The organism is Streptomyces sp. NPDC086519 (assembly GCF_040686075.1).
Lineage (GTDB): Bacteria > Actinomycetota > Actinomycetes > Streptomycetales > Streptomycetaceae > Streptomyces > Streptomyces shenzhenensis.
Window position 1 is genome coordinate 1 of the sequence record NZ_JBFBJL010000109.1, and the last position, 20,829, is coordinate 20,829.

Annotated in this window: 18 protein-coding genes and 1 tRNA gene; 6 read left to right on the plus strand and 13 right to left on the minus strand. The window is 71.2% G+C overall.

The features are described 5' to 3' along the window. Positions 1-638: 638 nt before the first annotated feature. Complete coding sequence (locus AB0P24_RS45625; RefSeq protein WP_365805012.1) at positions 639-1,118, plus strand: hypothetical protein; 480 nt, start codon at positions 639-641, stop codon at positions 1,116-1,118. A gap of 58 nt (positions 1,119-1,176) precedes the next feature. Here AB0P24_RS45625 and AB0P24_RS45630 read toward each other — a convergent pair whose 3' ends face one another. After that, the gene (locus AB0P24_RS45630; RefSeq protein ID WP_365805014.1) at positions 1,177-1,716 is read right to left on the minus strand and encodes a DUF4383 domain-containing protein; all 540 of its coding nucleotides are present in this window, start codon (positions 1,714-1,716) and stop codon (positions 1,177-1,179) included. Positions 1,717-1,785: 69 nt separating this feature from the next. Continuing rightward, positions 1,786-3,177 (minus strand): hypothetical protein, encoded by a 1,392-nt coding sequence (locus tag AB0P24_RS45635; RefSeq protein ID WP_365805016.1) that lies wholly within the window; start codon positions 3,175-3,177, stop codon positions 1,786-1,788. A 275-nt stretch (positions 3,178-3,452) separates the two neighbouring features. On the opposite strand from AB0P24_RS45635, the gene AB0P24_RS45640 reads away from it, so the two are divergent. Then, a tRNA-Val gene (locus tag AB0P24_RS45640) sits at positions 3,453-3,524 on the plus strand. Positions 3,525-3,570: 46 nt separating this feature from the next. On the opposite strand, the gene AB0P24_RS45645 is transcribed toward AB0P24_RS45640, so the two are convergent. The 7 genes from AB0P24_RS45645 to AB0P24_RS45675 all read right to left on the minus strand — a co-directional run bounded on the left by AB0P24_RS45645 (position 3,571) and on the right by AB0P24_RS45675 (position 13,306). After that, positions 3,571-3,900, minus strand: a complete 330-nt coding sequence (locus AB0P24_RS45645) for a hypothetical protein (RefSeq protein ID WP_365805018.1) — start codon at positions 3,898-3,900, stop codon at positions 3,571-3,573. Positions 3,901-4,111: 211 nt separating this feature from the next. Next, positions 4,112-6,244 (minus strand): glycosyltransferase family 39 protein, encoded by a 2,133-nt coding sequence (locus AB0P24_RS45650; protein ID WP_365805020.1) that lies wholly within the window; start codon positions 6,242-6,244, stop codon positions 4,112-4,114. A gap of 56 nt (positions 6,245-6,300) precedes the next feature. Beyond that, the gene (locus AB0P24_RS45655; RefSeq protein ID WP_365805022.1) at positions 6,301-7,407 is read right to left on the minus strand and encodes an NlpC/P60 family protein; all 1,107 of its coding nucleotides are present in this window, start codon (positions 7,405-7,407) and stop codon (positions 6,301-6,303) included. A 44-nt stretch (positions 7,408-7,451) separates the two neighbouring features. Then, positions 7,452-7,934, minus strand: coding sequence for a poly-gamma-glutamate biosynthesis protein PgsC/CapC (locus AB0P24_RS45660; RefSeq protein WP_365805024.1), 483 nt, complete (start codon positions 7,932-7,934; stop codon positions 7,452-7,454). After that, positions 7,931-9,391 carry a poly-gamma-glutamate synthase PgsB gene (gene pgsB / locus AB0P24_RS45665; RefSeq protein WP_365805026.1) on the minus strand — a complete coding sequence of 487 codons (1,461 nt, stop codon included), beginning with the start codon at positions 9,389-9,391 and terminating at the stop codon, positions 7,931-7,933. The genes AB0P24_RS45660 and pgsB overlap by 4 nt, the downstream gene beginning before the upstream one ends. A gap of 15 nt (positions 9,392-9,406) precedes the next feature. Continuing rightward, positions 9,407-11,659 carry a cache and HAMP domain-containing protein gene (locus AB0P24_RS45670; RefSeq protein ID WP_365805028.1) on the minus strand — a complete coding sequence of 751 codons (2,253 nt, stop codon included), beginning with the start codon at positions 11,657-11,659 and terminating at the stop codon, positions 9,407-9,409. A 303-nt stretch (positions 11,660-11,962) separates the two neighbouring features. Continuing rightward, a complete protein-coding gene (locus tag AB0P24_RS45675) occupies positions 11,963-13,306 on the minus strand; it encodes a hydrolase (RefSeq protein WP_365805030.1) in 1,344 nt (447 codons plus the stop codon). Between the two features lie 474 nt (positions 13,307-13,780). Between AB0P24_RS45675 and AB0P24_RS45680 the strand changes: the two genes are divergently transcribed. After that, the gene (locus AB0P24_RS45680) at positions 13,781-14,389 is read left to right on the plus strand and encodes a hypothetical protein (protein WP_365805032.1); all 609 of its coding nucleotides are present in this window, start codon (positions 13,781-13,783) and stop codon (positions 14,387-14,389) included. Here AB0P24_RS45680 and AB0P24_RS45685 read toward each other — a convergent pair. Then, positions 14,386-15,303: a 2-dehydropantoate 2-reductase gene (locus AB0P24_RS45685; RefSeq protein WP_365805034.1), complete on the minus strand. Its 918-nt coding sequence runs from the start codon at positions 15,301-15,303 to the stop codon at positions 14,386-14,388. The two genes, AB0P24_RS45680 and AB0P24_RS45685, sit on opposite strands and share 4 nt — an antisense overlap. A gap of 94 nt (positions 15,304-15,397) precedes the next feature. On the opposite strand from AB0P24_RS45685, the gene AB0P24_RS45690 reads away from it, so the two are divergent. Beyond that, complete coding sequence (locus AB0P24_RS45690; RefSeq protein ID WP_365805036.1) at positions 15,398-15,628, plus strand: DUF2277 domain-containing protein; 231 nt, start codon at positions 15,398-15,400, stop codon at positions 15,626-15,628. Between the two features lie 79 nt (positions 15,629-15,707). Here AB0P24_RS45690 and AB0P24_RS45695 read toward each other — a convergent pair whose 3' ends face one another. The 3 genes from AB0P24_RS45695 to AB0P24_RS45705 all read right to left on the minus strand — a co-directional run bounded on the left by AB0P24_RS45695 (position 15,708) and on the right by AB0P24_RS45705 (position 19,021). Beyond that, positions 15,708-16,325 carry a VTT domain-containing protein gene (locus AB0P24_RS45695; protein ID WP_365805038.1) on the minus strand — a complete coding sequence of 206 codons (618 nt, stop codon included), beginning with the start codon at positions 16,323-16,325 and terminating at the stop codon, positions 15,708-15,710. 281 nt (positions 16,326-16,606) lie between these two features. Continuing rightward, positions 16,607-18,232: an alkaline phosphatase D family protein gene (locus tag AB0P24_RS45700; protein WP_365805040.1), complete on the minus strand. Its 1,626-nt coding sequence runs from the start codon at positions 18,230-18,232 to the stop codon at positions 16,607-16,609. Between the two features lie 144 nt (positions 18,233-18,376). After that, positions 18,377-19,021: an HNH endonuclease family protein gene (locus tag AB0P24_RS45705; RefSeq protein ID WP_365805042.1), complete on the minus strand. Its 645-nt coding sequence runs from the start codon at positions 19,019-19,021 to the stop codon at positions 18,377-18,379. 421 nt (positions 19,022-19,442) lie between these two features. On the opposite strand from AB0P24_RS45705, the gene AB0P24_RS45710 reads away from it, so the two are divergent. Together AB0P24_RS45710 and AB0P24_RS45715 are read left to right on the plus strand one after the other, a co-directional pair. Next, positions 19,443-20,024, plus strand: a complete 582-nt coding sequence (locus AB0P24_RS45710) for a TMEM165/GDT1 family protein (RefSeq protein ID WP_365805044.1) — start codon at positions 19,443-19,445, stop codon at positions 20,022-20,024. A 190-nt stretch (positions 20,025-20,214) separates the two neighbouring features. After that, on the plus strand, positions 20,215-20,829 hold a 615-nt coding region (locus AB0P24_RS45715; RefSeq protein WP_365805046.1), incomplete at its 3' end, for an HAD-IA family hydrolase.

Consider the following 20,829-nt stretch of genomic DNA (forward strand, 5'->3'; position numbering starts at 1 on the left):
GGGGGGGCGCCCCGCCGGCGCCCCCCCCCCCCCCCGGCCGTACATACCGGTGAGCCGTCGAGGCACCTTCCTGCCAGGTGCCTTACAACCGTCCTCAGTTGAAGGCGTATCGCCGGACACATGCGCAAGGACCCTGCCTGGGGTCATTTTACGAAGGCTATTTCGCTGCACGTCGAACTGCGGGGCCGAGTCGGCGTGCCGCCTGGTCCAGATTTACCCGCAAGCACCCAATGGCTGGGACCGAAACGCCTCGGAAAAGGATACCTGTGGAAATAGTCGCATATATCGCCGGGTTTGGTGTGGCGGGACTCCTTGTGTCGGGAGCCCTACTACATCTTGCGGGTGTGTACACGGTTATCGGTCCTGCGCGGGATCTGAGTTCTACTGCTGCCTGGTCCAACATTTTTCTGGGTCTTGGGATGGGTCTTTTCGCTGTCTCGAGAATTCTCCGTGGCCATGGGCCCTGGGAGGCCGTATTTTTGTTGCCAAGTCTTGTGTGTACTGTTTCCGGCGCATACCTGTACTGGCGGAGCAGGCGTACCGCCTGAAGGCTGTCCCGTAACCGCCGGCCGCCGCGGGTGCCGCGTCTGTAGTGGGACCACTGGTGCTGGCGCACCGGTTCGGACAAGCTGCGGCACATGGACTGGATGCCTCTGCTCTCTACACTGGCCGGTGCCGTCATCGGCATCTCGGCCACTCTGATCGGAGATCGCAACCGGTGGCGGCGAGAGGAGGCCAGGCACGCGCTGGAGGTACGGCGCGAGGTGTACACCGAGTTCGTTTCCGCCCTTAAAGCCGCAGGTGAAGAGATACGCGCCGTCGCCTTGGGCGATCACATGTCCGACTCGGCGCGTGATTCCGCCGTGCGGGAAACCTTCCGTGGCAGCGGTATCTACACAGCAAGTGAGCGCCTCTGGCTCGTGGGCCCGCCCCAGGTCGTGGCGGCAGGGAACGAGGCGTTCTACAGTTGGCGTGCGATGCGCGACGCCTACGCCCGGGGGGTGGCTGTCGGATCTGCCGAGGAAGCACCCCTGATAGCGCAGCGGCGCACGGCCATGGCTCAGATGCGTCGTCTCATGCGCGAGGACCTGGGCATCGGACCCCTTGGGACTGAGTGATCGTCCCCCCCCGAAACGGGCCCATCAAGACGGGCCTACGCACGAACGACCACTACGCCTACCGCACCCGAGGCTCTGATCCGGCCCGCGGCTCCGCCTCGGGGTGGCGGGCCCGCCAGTACGGGTTGTCGTGCGGCAGGTTCGTACTGACCCTGCCGTACATCCCGAACACCATCAGCACCAGGCCCACCACGAAGCTGAACAGCACGTTCTGGATCCTGAAGGCCAGGAAGTCCGCGTCCGTGCCGAGCAGGCCGAGGAACAGGAAGCCGTTCAGGATGAACAGCACGCCGAGCACCATGTTCAGCGTGGACGCGAAGTTCCCGCCGACCACCATGCCGACGAAGAGCAGCAGCCCGACACAGATCGACAGCACGCTCAGCGCGCCGTTCGTGTTCAGGCCGATCGCGGTGTTCCCGCCCGTGTCGAAGAAGCCGATGTTGTCGGTGAGTCCGAGGATGCCGAAGGCCAGCAGGAACAGGCCCATCAGGCCCGCCCCGATCCGGTAGACCCTGTTCAGGCGGTGGTCGACGGGCAGCGCCTCGTCGAAGGTGATCTTCTTCCGCCGCGTCCCCGGGTGCGTGACGTGTGAGGCCATCTCCGCCTCCTGGTGTTGAATGCGGGACGCTACCCAATATCCGCCCGCGACGGCGCTTCGGCAAACGCCTCAGTGACCGCCGGTGCCCCGGTCCTCCCGGATCCGAGTGACCACCTGCGCGACCGACTGCCGTACCGCTTCCGTCTCCGTCAGGAAGTGCCAGTAGTCCGGGTGCCGCCCCTGCAACGATCCGACCGCCCGGTCCAGCCGCGCCACCGCGTCGTCCAGCGGGCGCGCGTGCCGCGGATCGGGGCTGGTCCGCCCCGACATCGCGAGCCGCTGCGCGTCCCGGATCGCGAACCGGGTCCGCTCGACCTCCTGCTGCGGATCCTTCTGCACGGCGTTCAGCCGGCTCAGCCGGTCACCGGCCGCCGACACGGCCTCGTCGGTGCTGTTGAGCAGCGCCCGTACGGTGGCCAGCAGCGAGGTGGCCTCGGCCCACTTCTGCGCGTCCCGCGCGGCCTGCGCCTCCGTGAGCTTTCGCTCGGCCTGCCGTACGTTCTGGGCGGCCTGCTCGGGCACCTGCTGAAGATCCTGCCAGCAGGCCGCCGCGAACCGCCGCCGCAGCTCGCTCAGGACCGGGTCCACCTGCCCGGCCCGGGTGGTCAGCGCCTGCGCGCGCGTCCGCAGGCTCACCAGCCGGTGATCGATCTCGGCGGCTTTCTCCGGCAGCCGCTCCGCCTCGACCCGGATCGCCTCGGCCTCCCGCTGCACCCGCCCGGCCCGCTCCAGCGTGGCCTGCGCGCCGTGCTGCGCGGCCCCCTGATTGAGCTTGGTCAACTCGGGAGAGAGGGCGGCCAGCCGAGCCGCGAGATCATCGGCCCGCAGCTGCGTCTTCCGTACGGCGTCCAGCGCGTTGCTGGCCGCCAGCAGCGCCTGCCGGGCCCGCTCCACGGCGGGCGCGAGCCGCGCCAGTTGCGTCTCGGCCTTGCCGAGCAGCGGCGCGAGCGACTCCCCGAATCGGTCCAGCTCCCGCTTGACCGCGACAAGCTCGTCCTTGGCGCGGGTGATCTCCCCCCGGGCCCGCGAGGCGGCGGCGGCCTCCAGATCATCCCGGTCCAGGTCATAGGCGTCGATGGCCTGGATGTAACGGTTGCTCACTTCGTCGATCCGCCGCCCCAGCGCCTCGAAGTCGGAGACGGCACGACGGGCGGCCGGCGAGTCGTCGACGGCGGAGATGGTCTCTATGGAGATCCGCAGATCCCGCTGGGCGGTGTCCAGCTCGTAGAAGGCGGCCGCGGCGGCGTCCTTGGCCGCCTGAGCCTCGGCCCGCTGACTCTCGGCCCGCCCCCCGAACCACCGCCGGGTCCCCCCACCGGCGAACGCCCCGGGCACCACGAGCACGGCCGCCAGCGGCAGACTCATGAGGACGAGGACGTCCCGGAGGGCGGCGGCGGTACCGCGCCGGGGCGGTGCGGGAGGCGAATACGACTGCCCGGGTGTCGCCGTTGTCGCCGTCACATCCCTCTCCCGTGCCGCGGTACGCCCTGTGCTCTGGGGGCCACATCATTCTCCCACCCGTGAAAGACGAACACACGGGGCGGTCAGTTCGCGGTTCGCGTGATCACTTCGTCGGCCGGGGGCAGCAGTTCGCCTCCCGCCCCCGACTCCGCTCGCGCGGGGCACCCGCATCGGCGCTGCGGCCGCGGCGATCGGGCCGGCGCGCCCTCGGGCACGATCCGGAAAACGGAATTGCGGGACGGAGCCAGGGACGATGTAGGCTGTCGAATCGTCTCGGGTGCGTAGCTCAGGGGTAGAGCGCCTGCCTTACAAGCAGGATGTCGGCGGTTCGAAACCGTCCGCGCCCACTTCGAGGAAGACCCCGGCCGGATCGGCCGGGGTCTTCTCGTGTTCTCAGTCCTCCTCGTGTGCGTGCTTGAGGCGGCTTCGGGCGTCCATGCGGTCCGGTCCCGTTGTCTCCGTCCAGAAACGGTGGCCGCTGACGAACACCGCGAGCTCGTGTTCGCGGCGGCGCAGCTTCTCCACTTCGGCCTGTTGGTCCTCGGTCCAGCCCGGCGAGGCGGGACGCTCCACCTTGCGCCAGCCGCTGTCGTCGCTGAATCCGTCCAGCGGCACGACCGACCAGGGGAGCCGCTTCAGCAGGGCCGACAGCTCGGCCCGGACCTGATGCAGCTCCTCCTGACCGGCGAGAAGGTCACTCGGAAAGTCATAGGTCGCAGCCACGCGGCAATGGTACGCCTGTTCGAATTTGAGTGGCGAGCTCGTTCGTGGGGTTCATGTGTTCGAGTGTGGCCGGTGGCCGGGGACCAGCGCTGATCCCCGGCGCCCCCGGAACCGGACCTGCGGTGCTGACCGCATCCGGCTCAGGCGGGTCCCGAGAGCACTACAGGTCGGCAGGGATCGAGTGGCTGCTCCGGGCACGGGCCCGTCGGTCTCACTTCTGGGGGTTGCAGTCGTAGAGGGTGAAGCTGCTGCCGATGCTGCGGCCGTAGGCGGTGGGCTGGATTCGGGCGCAGTGGGACTTCACCCAGGTGGTGACCGCAGTGGTGGGGCGCTGGGTGGTGAGCAGCGCATAGCGCAGCTGGTGGGTGGCGACGAGGCTGCCGAGCTGCCGGGCGGTGGGGAAGGGGGTGTTGCCGGTGAAGCCGCCCATGACGAGGATGGGTTCGGACTTCGCACGCAGCAGGGGCTCGGCGCCGTAGGCGGCCTGGGTGGCCAGCAGGTACTTCTCGCCGCGGCGGTGCTTGGTGAGGTAGTCGAGCAGGGCGGTGTCGCGGGCGCTGGGCCGGTCGAGACCTACCCGCCGCGGAGCGTGGTGCTGACGGACGCTGTCGTAGTACGCGTTGCCGACCGGACCGGCTATCGGCGCTGTGGCAGCGCCCGCGTAGAGCGGGTTGATGCTGGATGCGGCCCAGCCGGCCGGTGCGACCAGGGTGGCTGCGATTCCGGAGGCGAGGGCCGCGTGGACCATCCGCGAGGAGGTGCGCGGGCCACGGGCCCACAGGCCCGCCACGCCGCACAGCGCGAGCATCACGGCGACCGGCAGCAGCCAGGAGACGAATCGGGTGGGCCAGTCGAGCACCAGCGCCCATGCCGCCGTCAGTACGATCGCCGCCGGCAGCGCCATGTGCCGCCGGCCGCCCGATTCGTCCTCGGACCGGTGTTCCGATTCGTGCGCGGATGCGTGCGCGGATCCGTGCTCGGATCCGTGCTCGGATCCGTACGCTGACACGTAGGGCGACCAGCCCTCCGATGTGTGCGCCGGCAGGTACGGCGACCAGCGCTCCGGTTCGTGCTCCGGTTCGTGCTCCGCCCCTTGCTCCGACCCGTGCTCCGGTTCGTGCTCCGACCCGCGCTTCGGCTCGTACGCCGACTCGTACTCCGACCGGAAGAGCGCGAGCCCGCCGCCGGCCAGCGCGGCGAGCGCCGGGGCGATGACGGCCATGTAGTAGGCGTGGTTGCCGTTGGAGGCGCTGAACACCACGGCGTGCACGGCCAGCCAGCCGCCCCACATCAGAAATCCCGCGCGCAGCATGTCGGTTCGCGGCTGACCGGCACGCCAGACGATGCCGAGGACCGCGGCGAGCACGGCGAGCGGCAGGAACCAGGCGACCTGGGGGCCGACCGTCTGGTTGATCAGCATGTCCCAGCCGGTGTTGCCGGTGGTGCGGCTGGTGGCGGTGCCCGCGACGGCACCGAACACGGTCGAGTCGCTGCTGAAGCGGCTCAGGCCGTTGTAGCCGAAGACCAGGGTGAACGGATTGTTGTTGGACGTTCCGTCGAGGTAAGGGCGGGCGGCCGCCGGTGTCGACCAGGCGATCAGCAGCCAGAAGCAGGAGACCGTCAGCGCGACCACACCGCCCAGCAGGACGCGCAGAGCCCGCTTCACCGGCGTTCCGGGCGCGACGACTTGGTACACCGCGGCGAAGACCGGCAGCACCAGCCACGCCTGCAGCATCTTCGCCTGGAAGGCGAGCCCGACCCAGATCCCGCAGGTGATCAGCGGCAGCAGCCGCTCGGTGCGCACCGCCTTCTGCAGCGCTCCCGCGGCCGCCACCAGGAGCAGAGTGAGCGCGGTGTCCGGGATGGTGGCCCGGTTGAGGACCACGGTGACCGGGGTGACGGTGAGCGCCAGCGCGGCGATCAGCGCGGCGAAGGGCCCGGCCCAGACCCGTACGATCCGGTGCAGCAGCCATACGGTGAGCACGCCCTCGACGACCTGCGGAAGAGCGGCCGCCCAGGTGTGCGGGCCGAAGAGCCAGACGGAGACGGCGTCGGGCCACAGGGCGCCGGGCAGCTTGTCGATGCTGACCGAACCGCTGACGTCGAGCCCACCGAAGAAGAAGGACCGCCAGCTGCCGGCCATCGACCGTATCGCCGCACCGTAGAAGGGGTGGAGCGCGGCGTGCCCGATGCCCCAGGAGTACAGCAGCGTGGCGACGGCCAGCACCGCGGCGAGCGCCGGGCGCTCCCAGCGCGGGGCGTCTTCCGGCAGGCCGGGTCGGCGGTTCGCCGCCCGGCGGCCTCGGTGCGCTCCGGTGGGCCGGGCGGCGGGGATGGCGGTCATGGCAGTGGTCCTCGGTTCAGCAGGTCAGGTGGAGCCGCGGTGCACCGGCGGCGGAATCACAGGCGGCGGGCCGACCGGAAGCCGCGGGCGTAGAAGTCGGTGCCGTCCAGCAGCGAGCGACCGGACAGGTCGCCCAGAGTGGGGCCGTTGGCGGCGGAGCGGCTGGAGTAGAAGCGGTGCCGGCCCTGGTCGTCGAGGCCCATGTACATGCCGCAGTGGTCGATGAAGTCCGGCCGGTCCTTGATGATGGCGAAGAACACCAGATCGCCGGGTTGCAGGATGCCCAGGTCGGTGGCCTGCTCCTTGCCGGTGTGCGGGATCACCAGGCGGCCGGGACCGTAGGCGGCGATGGCGAAGGCGCGGCGCGGCAGACCGGTGCCCCGGGTGTTGGTGTTGTGCAGGGGGATGCCCATGCGGTAGCCCCACACCAGACGCTGGAAGCCGGAGCAGTCGACGTCGCCGTAGCGGGCCTGCTCCGGCTGCACGCGGGAGCCATCCGGGAAGGTCCAGGGAATGCCCAGATAGTCGTAGAAGTCGGACTGTTCGTCGTGGTAGGCGAAGTCCAACGGGTTGTTGACCGCGGCATTGCGCGGGCCGAAGTGTGCGGTGCCCGCGTAGCGCACGCCGTCGGCGTTGTGCTTGTCGGGCGCCCCCGCGCTGCTGTACTGGAACGCCACCGCGAAGACGTCCGGGCTGGTGTCGCCGAGCGTCTTGCCGAACCAGCCCTCGAACCAGGCGGACTTCTCCATGCCCCGCTGCCACGCGTGCGGCAGCACCCGCACCCAGGCGTCCGTGGTCACCGTGGCCTCGGTGGTCCGCGGCTCGCTGAAGCTGCGGGTGCGCCCGGTGAGCACGGCCGTACGGGCTCCGTCGGTGAACGTGGCGAGCGTGCCGCCGTCGGCGGCACGGACCACGGTGCGGTCGGGGGCGGACAGCCGCTCGAAGGTCCGCTTCCCGGCGCTCGAACCAGTGCCCGTGCCGTCGGCGGCGGTGCCGCCGCTGCCGCTGCCGCTGCCGCTGCCGCCGTCGCCGCTGCTGCTGTCGTGCCCGAGGCGGTTCCAGGCGTACCCGCCCGTCACCCCGGCGGCCGTCACACCCGCGATCGTCCCGAGCAGAGCGCGGCGAGTCGGGCGGCTGCCTCTGCCGGCGGAGTGGGAGTGCATGGCCGATCCTCCTGGAAGTACGGGGCGAGAGGGTGGTGGGCAGGTCACCCGGTGGGCAGGACGCCGATCAGCAGACCGGAGACCAGCACCACGTACGTGGCCAGCGTCACGGCCGTGGTCGTGATGACCGTGGCCGCCATCGGCTGACGGACCATCTGGTAGGAGACCAGACCGGGGACGATGAAGCCAAGGGTCTGTGACGTGTACAGCAGCGGGAACTCGTGGCTGAGGGCGAGCATCACGGTGGTCTGTATCAGCACCGCGCTCAGCACCACGGCGGCGAACAGCCGCTTGCCATAGAGAATCACGGTGCGCTGCAGCAGCCTCGTCATGAAGTACGTGAGCGCCGCCACACCCACCATCAGCCCGGCCATCTGCACGTCGGTGACGAGCGTGAGGGCGATCCAGCCCGGGGTGATCATCCCTCCGGGGGAGAGATTGGTGGTCAGATAGCAGACGAGCGAGAAGACCAGCCCGAGGGCGATCCCGAGTGCGGCGGTCTGTGCGGTGAGGTTGGCGGGGATCACGGGTTCCTCGTGGACTGGGACTGGCCGTAGGCGTAGCGCGGGTCGTCTGTGGCGCTCTGGCTGTCGGGCCGGCCGTGGCGGGCGGCGAACTGGCGGGCGAGTTCGCGCTGATCCGGGATGTGGAAGCTGTGGGTTGTCTCCAGCGGTGCCACCCAGCTGTACGGTTCCGGCTCGGGCGGCCGGCCCATCGCGACCTGCGGCCGGACCAGCGCGATCTGCATGGTCTCCTGGTCCAGGCCGTCGCCCTGGGGAACGGCGTCGAACAGATCCTCGGAGTCGTCCAGCGGCAGCCCGGCGAGGCATTCCAGGAACAGCTCGCCCTGGCCATGGATGTTGCCGATCGCCACCAGCGAGGAGGCCGGGCCGAGTTCCGCGAGGATCGCCTCGGTCACCTCCTCGGGGTCCCGGCGGTCGCCGCCGAGATCCACCACCCGCCCGGTGAAGGCGGCCGGAATCGCATCGCGGGCGCTCTTGGTCGGGTGGCCGATCAGGAACACTGTCTCGGCGGCGAGGTCGGGGACGATAGCGCCCATCTGGCCGTTGCGCTCCACCCGGTCCGGGCGGCAGTTGATGACCACGTTGAGAGGCCGTCTGATCGCCCCCAGATCCTCCAACTGCTGGACGTTCATGAGCGTCGACTCGGGGTCGTTGGCCGCGAAGACGTTGGCGAACCGCAGTTGCTTGCCGTCGGGGGTGACATAGCGCTCCACCGACAGCACGCCCGGGTCGGGCGGCGCGTCCCACATGCCCTGCATCGCGGTCTGCCGTTCCACGCCGAGCAGTTCGGCGACGGCCAGCGCGATCGCCACGTTCTCCTTGAAGGTGAACCAGCTGAAGCCGCGCAGCTCCGCGTCGGTCACCGACTCGGGATCGACCGAGATCAGACGGCAGTTCCGCTTGTCGGCCTCCTCCTGGAGAATGTGCAGCCGGTCCTTCTCCGCGGTCACGCACACCCCGCCCACCGGCATCGAGCGGGAGAGCGAGCGGGCGACGTCGTCCAGCGTCGGTCCCATCTCCTCCAGGTGGTCCTCGCGGACGTTGCACAGCACGCCGATCGTGGAACGGATCAGCTTCTCCTGGTTGATCTCCTGCAGCGCGGGCATCACCGCCATGCACTCGATCACCAGCGCGTCCGGCCGGTAGGTCGCCGCCCGCCGCACGATGCCGATCTGTTCGACGATGTTGGACAGCCCGAACTTGCGGTACACCGGCTCCTCGGTGGCATCCGGATGGATGAACCGGGCCGCGGTGCCGGTGGTCTTGGCCACCGTGACCAGGCCGCCGCCGCGCAGCGCGCCCGCGCACAGCCGGGTGATCGAACTCTTGCCGCGGATGCCGTTGACCAGCACCCGCGTCGGTATCTGCTCCAGCGAGGCGAAGTGCCGCTGCTGCTCCACGATTCCGGCGACCCACAGTCCGGCGCAGCACAGCAGGACTATGACATAGAGGAAAAGCATGTCGATTCCGTCCTTCTATCGCTGGAGGGTGGTCTGATGCAGGGACGGGGAGGGCCCGGCGGCGTGGCCGGATCTGGCCGCCCGGTCGCGTTCCGCCAGGGCCTGGCGCATCAGTTCCAGGCTGCGGGTGACCGAGCCGATCTCGTCGTGGTTGACCGGGTGCAGCACCGTGCGGCGGTCTCCGCCGGCGAGCCGCTCGACGAGCACCGCGACCGAGCGCAGCGGCCGGACCACCACGACATGCAGCCAGCCCAGGCAGGCAGCGCCCATGGTGAGGCCGAGGATCCCCGCGAGCATGGTGCGCTGCTCGGCCTGCACCGCGGGAATCTGGAGCGCTGCCGCGGGTTCCGCGGTCACCACGTGCCAGCCGAGGCGGGCCGTCGGACCGCTCTGCGCCAGCGGTGCGGCACCGTCGACGGATGGACCGGAGGACGTGCGGAGCACCCGTGAGGTCGCGGTGCCCGCGGTTCCCGGGGCGCCCTGGGTGGCGCGGGCGAGACGGCTCAGACCGGAGTCGGGCAGCGACTGGAAGGCGCGGTAGCCCACGTTCGCCGCCAGCACCCTGTCGTCGGCGTCCGTCACCCAGACGCTGCCCAGTTTCGGCCTGGACAGAATGGAGTTGAGTGCCTTCACGTCGATCTCGCCGAACAGGACCACGCCGGCCGCCGGGGTCTTGCCCTTGGCGGCCCGGACCTGGGTGTAGGCGGCGATCGCCGGGATGCGGCCCGAGGTGTTGACGGTGGTGATCCCGTTGCCGCCGGGCACGTGGACGATGGTGCGCAGCGGTGACCCGCCCACGCGCAGCGTGATGCCGCCCGATCGGTCCAGGAGATACAGCGAGCGGTACTGCTTGTGGTCGGCGAGGGTGCGCCGCAGCACCTCGGTCTGGGCGGCTCGGTTGCTGCCCGGCAGCCTTTCGGCCGCGTCACTCAGGTCGGTGTACAACTGGTCGAGGGACTGCCGGACCCGGTTCGACGCGATCTCGGTGCGTGTCTGCTGGACGGCGAGGACCGAAGCCGGCACCGCGGTCGCGGTGTCCGCCCGGTTCAGCATGAAGATCATCGGCACCGCCCAGCAGGCCACCACCAGCACGCCGACCCCGGCCAGCGCCCGGTAGCCCGGTCCGCGCCGGACCGGGAACTCCTGCGGGCCGCTCTCGCCGAGCAGTTGCCGGCGCAGGGACTCCAGTGCCCGCCCGATCCGGGCCAGTTCCCCGAAGCCGTTCACCGGCACCGGCCGGGACAGCCCCTCCCACGCGGTCGGTCCGTCCTCGGTCGCGCCCCGGGCCAGGCGCCCGGCGGACAGGTAGAGCCACAGCAGCGGTCGCTGTAGGAAGAAGTGCAGAGCCAGCCCGAGCAGCAGCGCGAGCACGACCAGCGCCCCCGCGGCCTGGAGCGCGAAGCCCGAGTAGTCGACGGCGGTGGTCGTGGCGGGCACCGCGCGGAAGGTGAGTACCACCAGACCGAGGTCGTCGGTGTCGCCCGGACCGGTCGTCGAAGCGACCTGGGCCCAGCCGGCCACCGTGCGCCGGCTGCCCGCGGCGGCGCCCAGCAGGCTTCCCGAGGCGTCGGTGTCACGTCCCGATCCCTTCGCCGCGCGGGTCGCCGCCGAGGGCAGACCGCTGTCGGCGGCGACCGGCGACGCCGTCCCGTGGGACCTGGTGGCGAGCGGGGTGCCGCTCGCGTCCAGCACCTCGGCGGTGCGTCCGTCGCCGTACGCCGTGGGGGCGGGGAGCGCCTCGGAGACCACCAGCAGCCACTGCCGTTCGGGCCCGCTCGGGACCTGGTTCTGGTCCTGGTTGGCGTCCTCCTGCTGCGCGGGCAGCGTGACCTTGGCGAAGTACAGCAGTTGCCGCGTGCCGTCCGACGTCACCAGACGGGGCGGGATCGCCCCGTGCCCGGATGCCGTCCTGGCGACGTCCACCCCGGCCAGCTGCACCGTCTTGCCGCCGGCCGCCAGCAGTTTGCCGGTCTGCGGGTCGAGCAGCGCACTGCCCAGGACCCCCTTCCTGGCAGAGGTAAGTGCTTTGAGCGTGGTCGCGGGGGTCGAGGTGCTCGTCGCAGGGTACGCCTTGGCCGTACGGCGTACCGTGCTCGCCTCGACGTCGATCGTGGTGCGCATCGACAGCGCGGTGTCGGCGGCGATCTGCTGCTCCCCGTCCGACACGGCCTGCGGCACACCTGTGGCGTGGACGCCGTCGAGGCCGATCATGGTCAGGGCGGCGACCACCAGCAGGAGTACGACGAGTGAGGCGATCGGCGGGCGCACCCCGCCAAGCATCGGCATATCGGCGCGGCGGCGGGTGCGGTGTCGGCGCGGCGCCCGGGGGGCGGAGGGCAGGGCAGGAGATCCTTTGTCAATTGGCGCCGAGCGCCCGGACGTTCTACAGGGCGAACACTCTAGCGTCACGTGATTACATAACCATCACACTTTCACGCCTGTTTCGTACGTGTGAACCGGGACACCGGATATGACGGCCGACGCATGCGGTCCCACGGCGAGCCGAAGGGCGGACCCACGAGCAGGACCCGCCCTTCGGATGTCCGGTCAGCTGTCCGGCCGGCTGTTCGGTCAGCGGACGAAAGAGATCTCCGGGTACTTGCTGTTGGACCCGTCGAGCAGGGTGCTGTGCTGCTTGCGCAGCTCCTGGTCGAAGAAGGCCGCCAGATAGACGCGCTGGACCGCGATCGCGCGGTTCGGGTCGATCGTGCCGTACTGCTGCTGGAGCTGCGCCTGGGAGATTCCGAGCAGGCGCGCCTCCTGGGCCACCATCCACTCGTTGTCGCTGAAGGACAGGTGCGCCGCGCCCTTGAGCTTGATGTCGACCTTGTATCCCTTCAGGTGCGACCACAGCGTGCGCCACGACGCGTCGTTGTTGCGGTTGTGGCCGCCGGAGCTGAAGAGCATGAAGGGGCGGTTCAGGTCCTTGCTCGGAGCTGTCCCGAAGAACTGGCCGTCCAGGTTGGCACCGGCGTCGATACGGCTGTCGAGCTGCATGGCGGTGTCGACCGCCGCGCCGCCCAGCGACCAGCCGAACATCCCGATCCGGGACATGTCGACCGACTTCGTCAGCCCGGAGGGGAGGGTGGCCTTGCCGGCGTCCGGGTTGCCGCCCTTGCTGAGCGTGGAGAGCTGGTTGATGACGAACTTGATGTCGGCCGCGCGCACCTTGAGCGTGTCGGAGGAATGGGCGCCCGCCGGCATCTTGTTGACCTCGAGCCGGTTGCCGGGGAACTGCACCTCGTTGGCGTCGTGGGTGTGGTCGACGGTGACGACGAGGTAGCCGCGGCTGGCGAGATCCTGGACGAGTGCGGTGCCCATCGCACGGTCCGAGTGCAGCCCGGTCGAGTACAGCAGGACGGGCAGCTTGCCGAGCGTGGTGTTCACCGGGGCGAGAACATGCCCCGCCGTGGTCGGCAGCGTGACCAGCTGCGGCGACAGCCCGCGCGTGGCGAGGAAGTGGGCGCCGGAGATCGACGGCATCCACGGCGCCTGATAGTGGCCGGACGTGGAGGTGGCCGGATACCAGAGCGACACCATCAGCTCGCGGGACGTGCTGCCGGACACGTACGGGTCCGTACGGGACTTGTCGACGAGGTGCAGGCCGACCATGCCCACGCTGTACTTCCCGCTCGGTGCGGGTATCTTGAGCTGCAGAGCGGACGCGGCCTTGCGGCCGGCCGAGAGAGTCTGAGGGTGTACGGCCTTCTGGTGGCCCAGCGGCGCCTCGTCGTTCTCGGGCGCCCAGGGCGTGCTCGGGGCGGACGAGGACGTGGTGGGCGCAGGGGTGGCTGACGACGTCCCGGTGGCCATCGCCGACGTCAGCCCCACACCCAGTACAACGGCCAGCGCACCCGCCGAGCCGACCGCTACGGCGATCATTCTGCGGCGGTGGCGCAGGCGGCGGTGATTCATGAAACCCCCTCGTGGGTCAGCGATCACGGAACGGGCGATCGACTGCCGCACACCGTACCGCGACAGCCGCCCACGGACCCACGCGCCCCGGACGACCCCGTGGTGACCTCACGTACCGGATGCCGAGCGCTGTCGCGGTCCGGCGGTCCGGCGCTCCATGGCTCCGGCGGCGCCCCTGTGGTGCGGCTGGAGCACACGCGTCAAGTCGAGGCGCTCGGCGGCAGGTTGATTCGGTTGTCGGCGTCGGTGACCACATGGGAACGGCGGTCTGATGACCTGTCGGCTTGTGGGTTCGCACTGCGCGGTGCGAACGCAGGTCAGCGCCGCACACCGCGGGTGCCCCGGGAGGCGGCGAGGCCGGGGGAGACGGGCCGCGATCCGTCGGGGCTCCCGCCCGGCCCCGGCCCGCGATGAGAGCCTGAGGGCGACGGCACGATCACGTTCCCGCTGGGCGGGAGAACGGAGCAGGGGCGGATGAGCGGGCAGCGGTCGACGTTCGTGAAGGTGTGCGGGCTCACCCAGGAGCAGCAGATCGACTGGGCCGTCGAACTGGGGTACGACGCCGTCGGGATCGTCGTCACCCCGAAGAGCAAGCGGTACTGCCCGCCCGGAAGGGCCGTGGCGCTCGCCGGGCACGCCCGGGGGCGGATTCCCGTCTTCGCGGTGGCCCTGGCGTACGCCGAGACGGCGGCCGTCGCCGAGCACTTCGACGTCATCCAGATCTACGAGACCGCCGACATCCCGAACCTCGCGCTCGCCTCCGGCACCCCGCCCGAGAAGCCGGAGGCGCTCCGGTACTTCTTCTACGACGCCAGCGCGGGCAGCGGCGTGTTCGCGGACATCCCCGGGTGGGTCGGCGACGTGCCGGGGAACGTGGTGATCGCCGGCGGCCTCGACGAGCACAACGTGGCCGGTGTCATCGAGGAGTTCGGGCCCTACGGCGTGGACGTCTCCAGCAGTGTCGAGACCGCGCCGGGGGTGAAGAGCCGCGAGAAGATGGCCGCGTTCATCGCCGCCGCCCGCACCCCCGGAGGTACGTCCGGGGGTGCGGGCGGACCTGGCCCCGGGCGGGACGGCCGCTAGCGTCCGGCCTCGCGCAGTTCCCTGACGATGCGGGCCGTCACCGGCACGGGTACGCCGTGCCGGTCCGCCGCGCGCAGCAACGCGCCTCCGATCGCGTCGAGTTCGAGGGGGCGGCCGGCCTCCGCGTCGCGCTGCATCGAGGACTTGGTGGCGGGCGGGAAGGCGTCGTACCGGGCCAGCGCCTGGGCCGGGTCGACGGGGGCGCCGCAGGCGCGGCTGACGGCCGCCGTCTCCGCCACGAGGGACGCCAGTTCCTCGCGGTGCCGGGTGCGGGCCTCGCCCAGGGGGAGGCCGTAGCGGGTGGTGAGCAGGGCGAGCGGTGCAAGGAAGGCCATCTTCGCCCAGAGGGCGGTGGTCTCGTCCTCCAGGACGCGGGTGGCGGGGCCCGCGGCGGTCAGGGCCTCGGCCAGGGCCTCCAGGCGGGGGCGGGGGACCTTGGCGCCGGTCAGGTCGATCTCCGCGAAGGGGCTGGTGTGTGCGACGCGGCCGGGGGCGGTGCGGGTCGACTCGACGCGGATCACGGCCGGGGCCACGTGGCCGGGGGTGTAGCGGGCGCGCAGCAGCGCGGGGTGTTCGACGCCGTTCAGGAACGGTATGAGAAGGGCGTCGCCGAGGGCCGCGGGCGGGATCCGGGTGAGGGCCGCGTCCAGGGCGGTGGCCTTGACGGTGATCAGGCAGGCGTCGACGGGTTCGCGGAGGGCCGTGTCGGCGTCCACGGGGGCCGTGAAGTCGCCGAAGTGGGGGCTGCGGACGTGGATTCCGGTGGTGCGGAGCGTGTGCGCCGTTTCCTCGCCCGCCAGGCACAGGACGCGGTGGCCGGCGCGGGAGAGCAGGGCGGCGAGCAGGCCGCCGACACCGCCGGGGCCGAGGACGGCGACGGTGAGGTGGGGGGTGGGGGCGTTGGGGGTCGGCATGGGAGGGGGTTCCTCTCGTCGGTCGGCCCCGGGATCGGTGGCCGCCTCGGGAAGATCCTCGCAGGAGGGAGGGGTGCTGCGGGAGACTGGGGACATGTGCCGGAGTATCAAGACCCTGCGTCCGCCTCAGCTGGCCGAGGAGGCCACGGAGGAGGAGATCCGTGCTGCCGCGTTGCAGTACGTGCGGAAGGTGTCCGGGTTCCGGGCGCCGGCCGCGCACAATCGGGAGGTGTTCGAGCGGGCGGTGGACGCGGTCGCGGAGGCGACCGCCGCGCTGCTGGGGGGACTGGAGGTGCGGGGGCAGGCGGCCGCGGGCGGGGGCTGAGGCGGGGGTGGGGCCGCTTGCCGGATGTCTCTCCCGGGGTGTCCCCGGTGCGGCGCCTGCGGTTGGATCGGCCGGCGGGTCAGGCCGGGCGGCGTCTTCGCATCAGGTAGCCCGCGCCCGCTCCCGCGCCGAACAGGGCTGCCACCGATACGGCCGTGGCCATCCAGGTCGCGCCCAGCCACTGGGCGCCCAGCCAGCCGAGGGCGACGCTGTAGATCGCCCAGGTCAGGCCGGCCAGGGCGGACCAGGGGAGGAAGTCGCGGACGCTGCGGTGGGTGGCGCCGGCGCCGAGGGAGACGATCGAGCGGCCGGCCGGGGCGAAGCGGGCCAGCACCACCAGCGCGCCGCCGCCCCGGGAGAGGGCCTCGCCGAGGCGTTCCTGCGCGCCGCTCAGCCGCCGGGAGCGGGCGATCGCGCGGTCCAGGCGGGCCCCGCCGCGCCGGGCGAGCCGGTAGGCGACCAGGTCACCGAGGACCGACGCGGTCGCCGCGCAGAGGGTCAGCGCCAGGATGTCCGCCAGGGCGTGCGGCGGGACCTGTCCGGCCGAGGCGCCGGTGCCCGCCGCCGCTGCCGTGGCGGCGGTGATGACCAGTACGCCGCTCGGCAGGACCGGCAGGAACACGTCCAGGAGCACGGAGAGGGCCACCATGGCGTATATCCATGGCCCGGCCTCCAACGACCCCATGCTTTCCCACACGACGGTTCCCCCGCGATTGTCCTGTTGCGCCCCCCGGCGACAGCCGTACAGCGTACGCGGGTGGTGTGACAGGAGTGTCACGGGGGCTTCGTATGTTCAGTAAAGAGGGGGGCGGTGAAAGGTCATGTGGGACGTGACTCCGACTCCCTGGCGGGGTGGGGGCCCAGGGCAGGAGCACCCTCCGCACGGGATCGGGAAGCGGACGGTCCGCTCATCGTGCCGTCGCGGTCGGCGGAGGCCGACGCGCCCCCCACGCGACCCGGTTGTCGTCCAGCTGTCCCTCAAGAGGTGGTGAGGACGGACTCCTCCAGGGTCTCCAGGGTCCCGTCCCGCCGGGCCCGCTCCAGCCGCAGCCGGGCCGAACGGCCGTGCAGCGTCAGCGTCATGAGCTGGTTGCCGAACCACGGCCCGCCCCTCTTCCGCCAGGTCACCGGCGGTCGCGCACAGCGCCCGTGCCGGGCGAGGCGCCGCCCGAGGAGCCGGGCCAGGGCGCTCCAGCCGAACCGGAAGCCGACCCGGATCGTCGGCGGCACGGAGTTGTGGACGGGGGAGCAAGTCAGTTGCAGCACGCGGGAGTCGGGCGCGGTCCCGGCGGGCCACGCGGGCTCGGCGACGTACGCGTGGTGGACGTCTCCGGAGAGCACGCAGATGGAGGCGGGCGCCTCGGGCCCGGAGCCGGTCCGGGCGAACAGGCCGGCCAGCTCCGCGAAGGACGCCGGGAAAGCCGCCCAGTGCTCCAGGTCGGCCGCGCGGCGCAGCCGTTCCCCGAACCGTGCCCAGCGGGCGCCGTGTTCGCCCCGGCACAGTGCCGCGTCCCAGTTCTCGACGTCGTGTATCAGGTGCGGCAGCAGCCAGGGCAGTGAGGTGCCGACCAGGAGATGGTCGTACGACTCCCGGCCCTCCAGCGCCTGTTCGCGCAGCCACGCGGCCTCGCCGGGGTCGAGCATGGCGCGGCTCTGCTCGTCGAGCACCCGGGCCGCCCGGGTGTCCACCATCAGCAGCCGGACCCGCCCGAAGTCACGTCGGTAACTCCAGCGCACCGAGGCCGGGTCGGCGTCGGCCTTCGCGGCGAAGGCGCGCAGTTCGTCGGTGCCGTCGGGGGCGGAGCGTACGGCCGCGTACAGCGGATCGGCGGCCAGCTCGGCGGGGGACAGGTTCCCCAGGTGCTGATGGACCCAGTACGACATCAGCCCGCTCAGCAGCCGCTCCTGCCACCACGGCGTGGCGCGCAGGTCGGCGAGCCAGGCCGCGGAGGTGTTCCAGTCGTCGATCACGTCGTGGTCGTCGAAGATCATGCAACTGGGCACGGTGGAGAGCAGCCAGCGCACCTCCGGGTCCAGCCAGGACTCGTGGTAGAGGCGGGTGTACTCCTCGTAGTCCGCGACCTCGGCGCCGGGCGGGTCCGCGAGGCCGCGGCGGGCGGCCAGCCAGTGCCGGGTGGCCGCCGAGGTCTCGTCGGCGTACACCTGGTCGCCCAACAGCAGCAGCACGTCCGGCCGCGCACCACCGGCGGCGAGGCGGGCGGCCAGGCTGTCCAGGGCGTCCGGGCCGACCGGGTCATGGCCGTCGGCCGGGGGAGCGGCCCAGCGGCAGGAGCCGAAGACGACGTCGAGGCCGGCGCCCGCGGCCGGGACGCGGATCACCGAGGGCGGGAAAGGGGAGCCGGGCAGCGGCCACACGCGCGTGCCGTCGAGGAAGACGTCGTACGACGGTGACGTCCCCGGAGTCAGCCCGGTCACCGGGACCAGGGCGTAGTGGTGGCCGGCCACCTGGAAGGTGCGCGCGGTGCCGGCGGCGCCGTCCGCGCAGCGCACCTCGGCGGTACACGGACGGCTCGCCTCGACCCAGACGGTCGCCGACGAGCCGTCGGTGTATCTCAGCAGCGGTCCCAGGCGCAGTCCGGTCACGGTCGCCCCGCCTCTTCCTCGGTCGTTCGCCCCCGTCGCCCCGTACGGTACGGAACTACGGAGGCCGGCGGGGAGGTTCCGACGCGGAGAAAGGCAGGGAAAGAGGCAGGGAAAGAGGCAGGGGAAGAGAGCCGGCCGGCCGGTTCAGCAGGCGGAGAGGTAGCTGGTGAGGGCGCTCTTCTCGGCGGAGTCCACGGAGAGGTCGTAGTAGTACTTCACCTGGACCCAGGCGCGGACGTAGGTGCAGCGGTAGGACGTGAGCGAGGGCATCCACTCGGCGGGGTCCTTGTCGCCCTTGGACTGGTTCACGTTGTCCGTGACGGCGAGGAGCTGCGGGCGGGTGACGTCGTTGGCGAAGGCCTCGCGCTGCGCGGTGGTCCACCCGCTGGCGCCGGAGTCCCAGGCCTCGGCGAGCGGCACCAGGTGGTCGATGTCGACGTCGGAGGCGGCGGTCCAGGTGGCGCCGTCGTAGGGGGAGTACCAGCTGCCGCTGGTGGCGGTGCAAGCGGAGTTGGTGACGACGTTCGTGCCGTCGCGCTTGAGGATCCACTCACGGGTGTTGCAGGTGCCGCTGATGGTGTCCCAGGTCGGGAAGAGGTCACGCGCGTAGCCGGTGCGGTTCTCGGTGGCCACGGTGAGCGAGGCGAGGTAGGTGCGGGCGGTGGACGCGCTGACCGGGGTGGGCAGCGCGGCGGAGGCGCTCGGGGAGTTGAACAGTGCGGCGGAGGCTATGAGTCCGGTAAAAGCCGCGAGTATGCTGAGCCGTCGACGCGCGTAGAACTTCGGCATGCGAACTCCCTGGTGGGGGTGGGGTGTTGGAGCGCGAGCGAGGGAATGCTCGCGCCGCCGTGTTGCCGGTGGGTGAGCGTTCGGTAAGAAACTAGTGACGTGTTCATGACACGACAAGGGGTGCGACGTGACTCACAGACGACGGTCCCGGCCTTGGGGATCGACGTCGGGGTCACGTAGTCTTGACGGCGTTGAAGGGGAGTAGCTCTTCGCCGGACCGTCGACATACTGCTCAGTCCGTCTGAGCCGGCGCCCGGAGGCGGACCTCGGCCATCTCGGTCACGGCGCCGCCAGCGAGACCTTCGGCAAGCAGTGCACGCCTGTGCCGTACGGCGCGGGTGTCCGTGTGCGCTGTCGTGCCGAGGTGTTCGTCTGCGAAGTGCGGTGCTCTCGGCGGGGCGGCCCGACCGATTGAGGACCCTTGATCAGCATCACCGTGACGGCGCTCGTCTTCGGCGTCATCTTCCTCGCCGAACTGCCCGACAAGACCGCGCTCGCCGGTCTCGTCCTGGGCACGCGCTACCGGGCGTCGTACGTCTTCGCCGGGGTCGCCGCGGCCTTCCTGCTGCATGTCGTGCTCGCCGTGGCGGCGGGCAGTGCCCTGACCCTGCTCCCGCAGCAGATCGTGCACGCGCTGACCGGCGTGCTCTTCCTCGGCGGCGCGGCCGTGCTGCTGCTGAAGAAGGGCGAGGAGGAAGAGGAGATCCGCAGGCCGGCCGACCAGTCCTTCTGGAAGGTCGCCGGCACCGGGTTCACGCTCATCCTGGTCGCCGAGTTCGGGGACCTCACGCAGATCATGACGGCGAACCTCGCGGCGCGCTACGACGCCCCGCTGTCCGTCGGCCTCGGCGCGGTGCTCGGCCTGTGGGCGGTGGCCGGGCTCGGCATCGTCGGCGGCAAGGCGCTGATGAGGAAGGTGCCGCTGCGGCTGATCACGCGCATCGCGGCGATGCTGATGCTGACGCTGGGCGTGTGGAGCCTGTGGGAGGCGATCGCGGGCTGAGCCAGCCGCGTCCCGGGGGCGTCGCGAACTGAAGAGTCGGTGAACGGTCGGCGAAGGCGGTGGCGGGATCGCCCCTCTGTTTTGTACCGTAGAGAAACAAAGTGGCTCCCGCCCGTTTTCCCTGACCGGCGGGCGGGGCCGCCTTGTTTTTCCCGGCCTGCTTTTCGGCCTGTGCACTAGGAGCTGCCCGATGACGGCCACCGTCCTCACCGCCCGCGCCCTCCTGCTCGACATGGACGGCACCCTCGTCAACTCCGACGCCGTCGTCGAGCGCATCTGGCGGCGCTGGTCCGAACGGCACGGGCTGGACGGCGACGAGGTCATGAAGGTCGTCCACGGGCGCCAGGGGCACGCGTCCATGGCGGTGCTGCTGCCGGACCGGCCGATGAAGCAGAACCTCGCGGACAACGCGCGGATGCTGGCGGAGGAGACGGCCGACACGGAGGGCGTGGTGGAGATCCCCGGCGCCGCGGCCTTCCTCGCCTCCCTCCAGGGGCTGCCGCACGCGCTGGTGACCTCGGCGGACGTGGCACTGACCACGGCACGGATGGCTGCCGCCGGGCTGCCGCTGCCGGCGGTGCGGGTGACCGCGGAGTCGGTGGGCGCCAGCAAACCGGACCCCGAGGGCTTTCTGAAGGGGGCGGCGGAGCTCGGGATCGCTCCGGCGGACTGCGTGGTGTTCGAGGACTCGGGCGCGGGGATCGCGGCGGGACGCCACGTACGAGGTCCCCAGGAACGTCCCCGTCACGAAGAGCAGCCGGGCCCCGCTCCTGCGCAGCACGTCCGCCGCCTCCGTGCCCTTGAA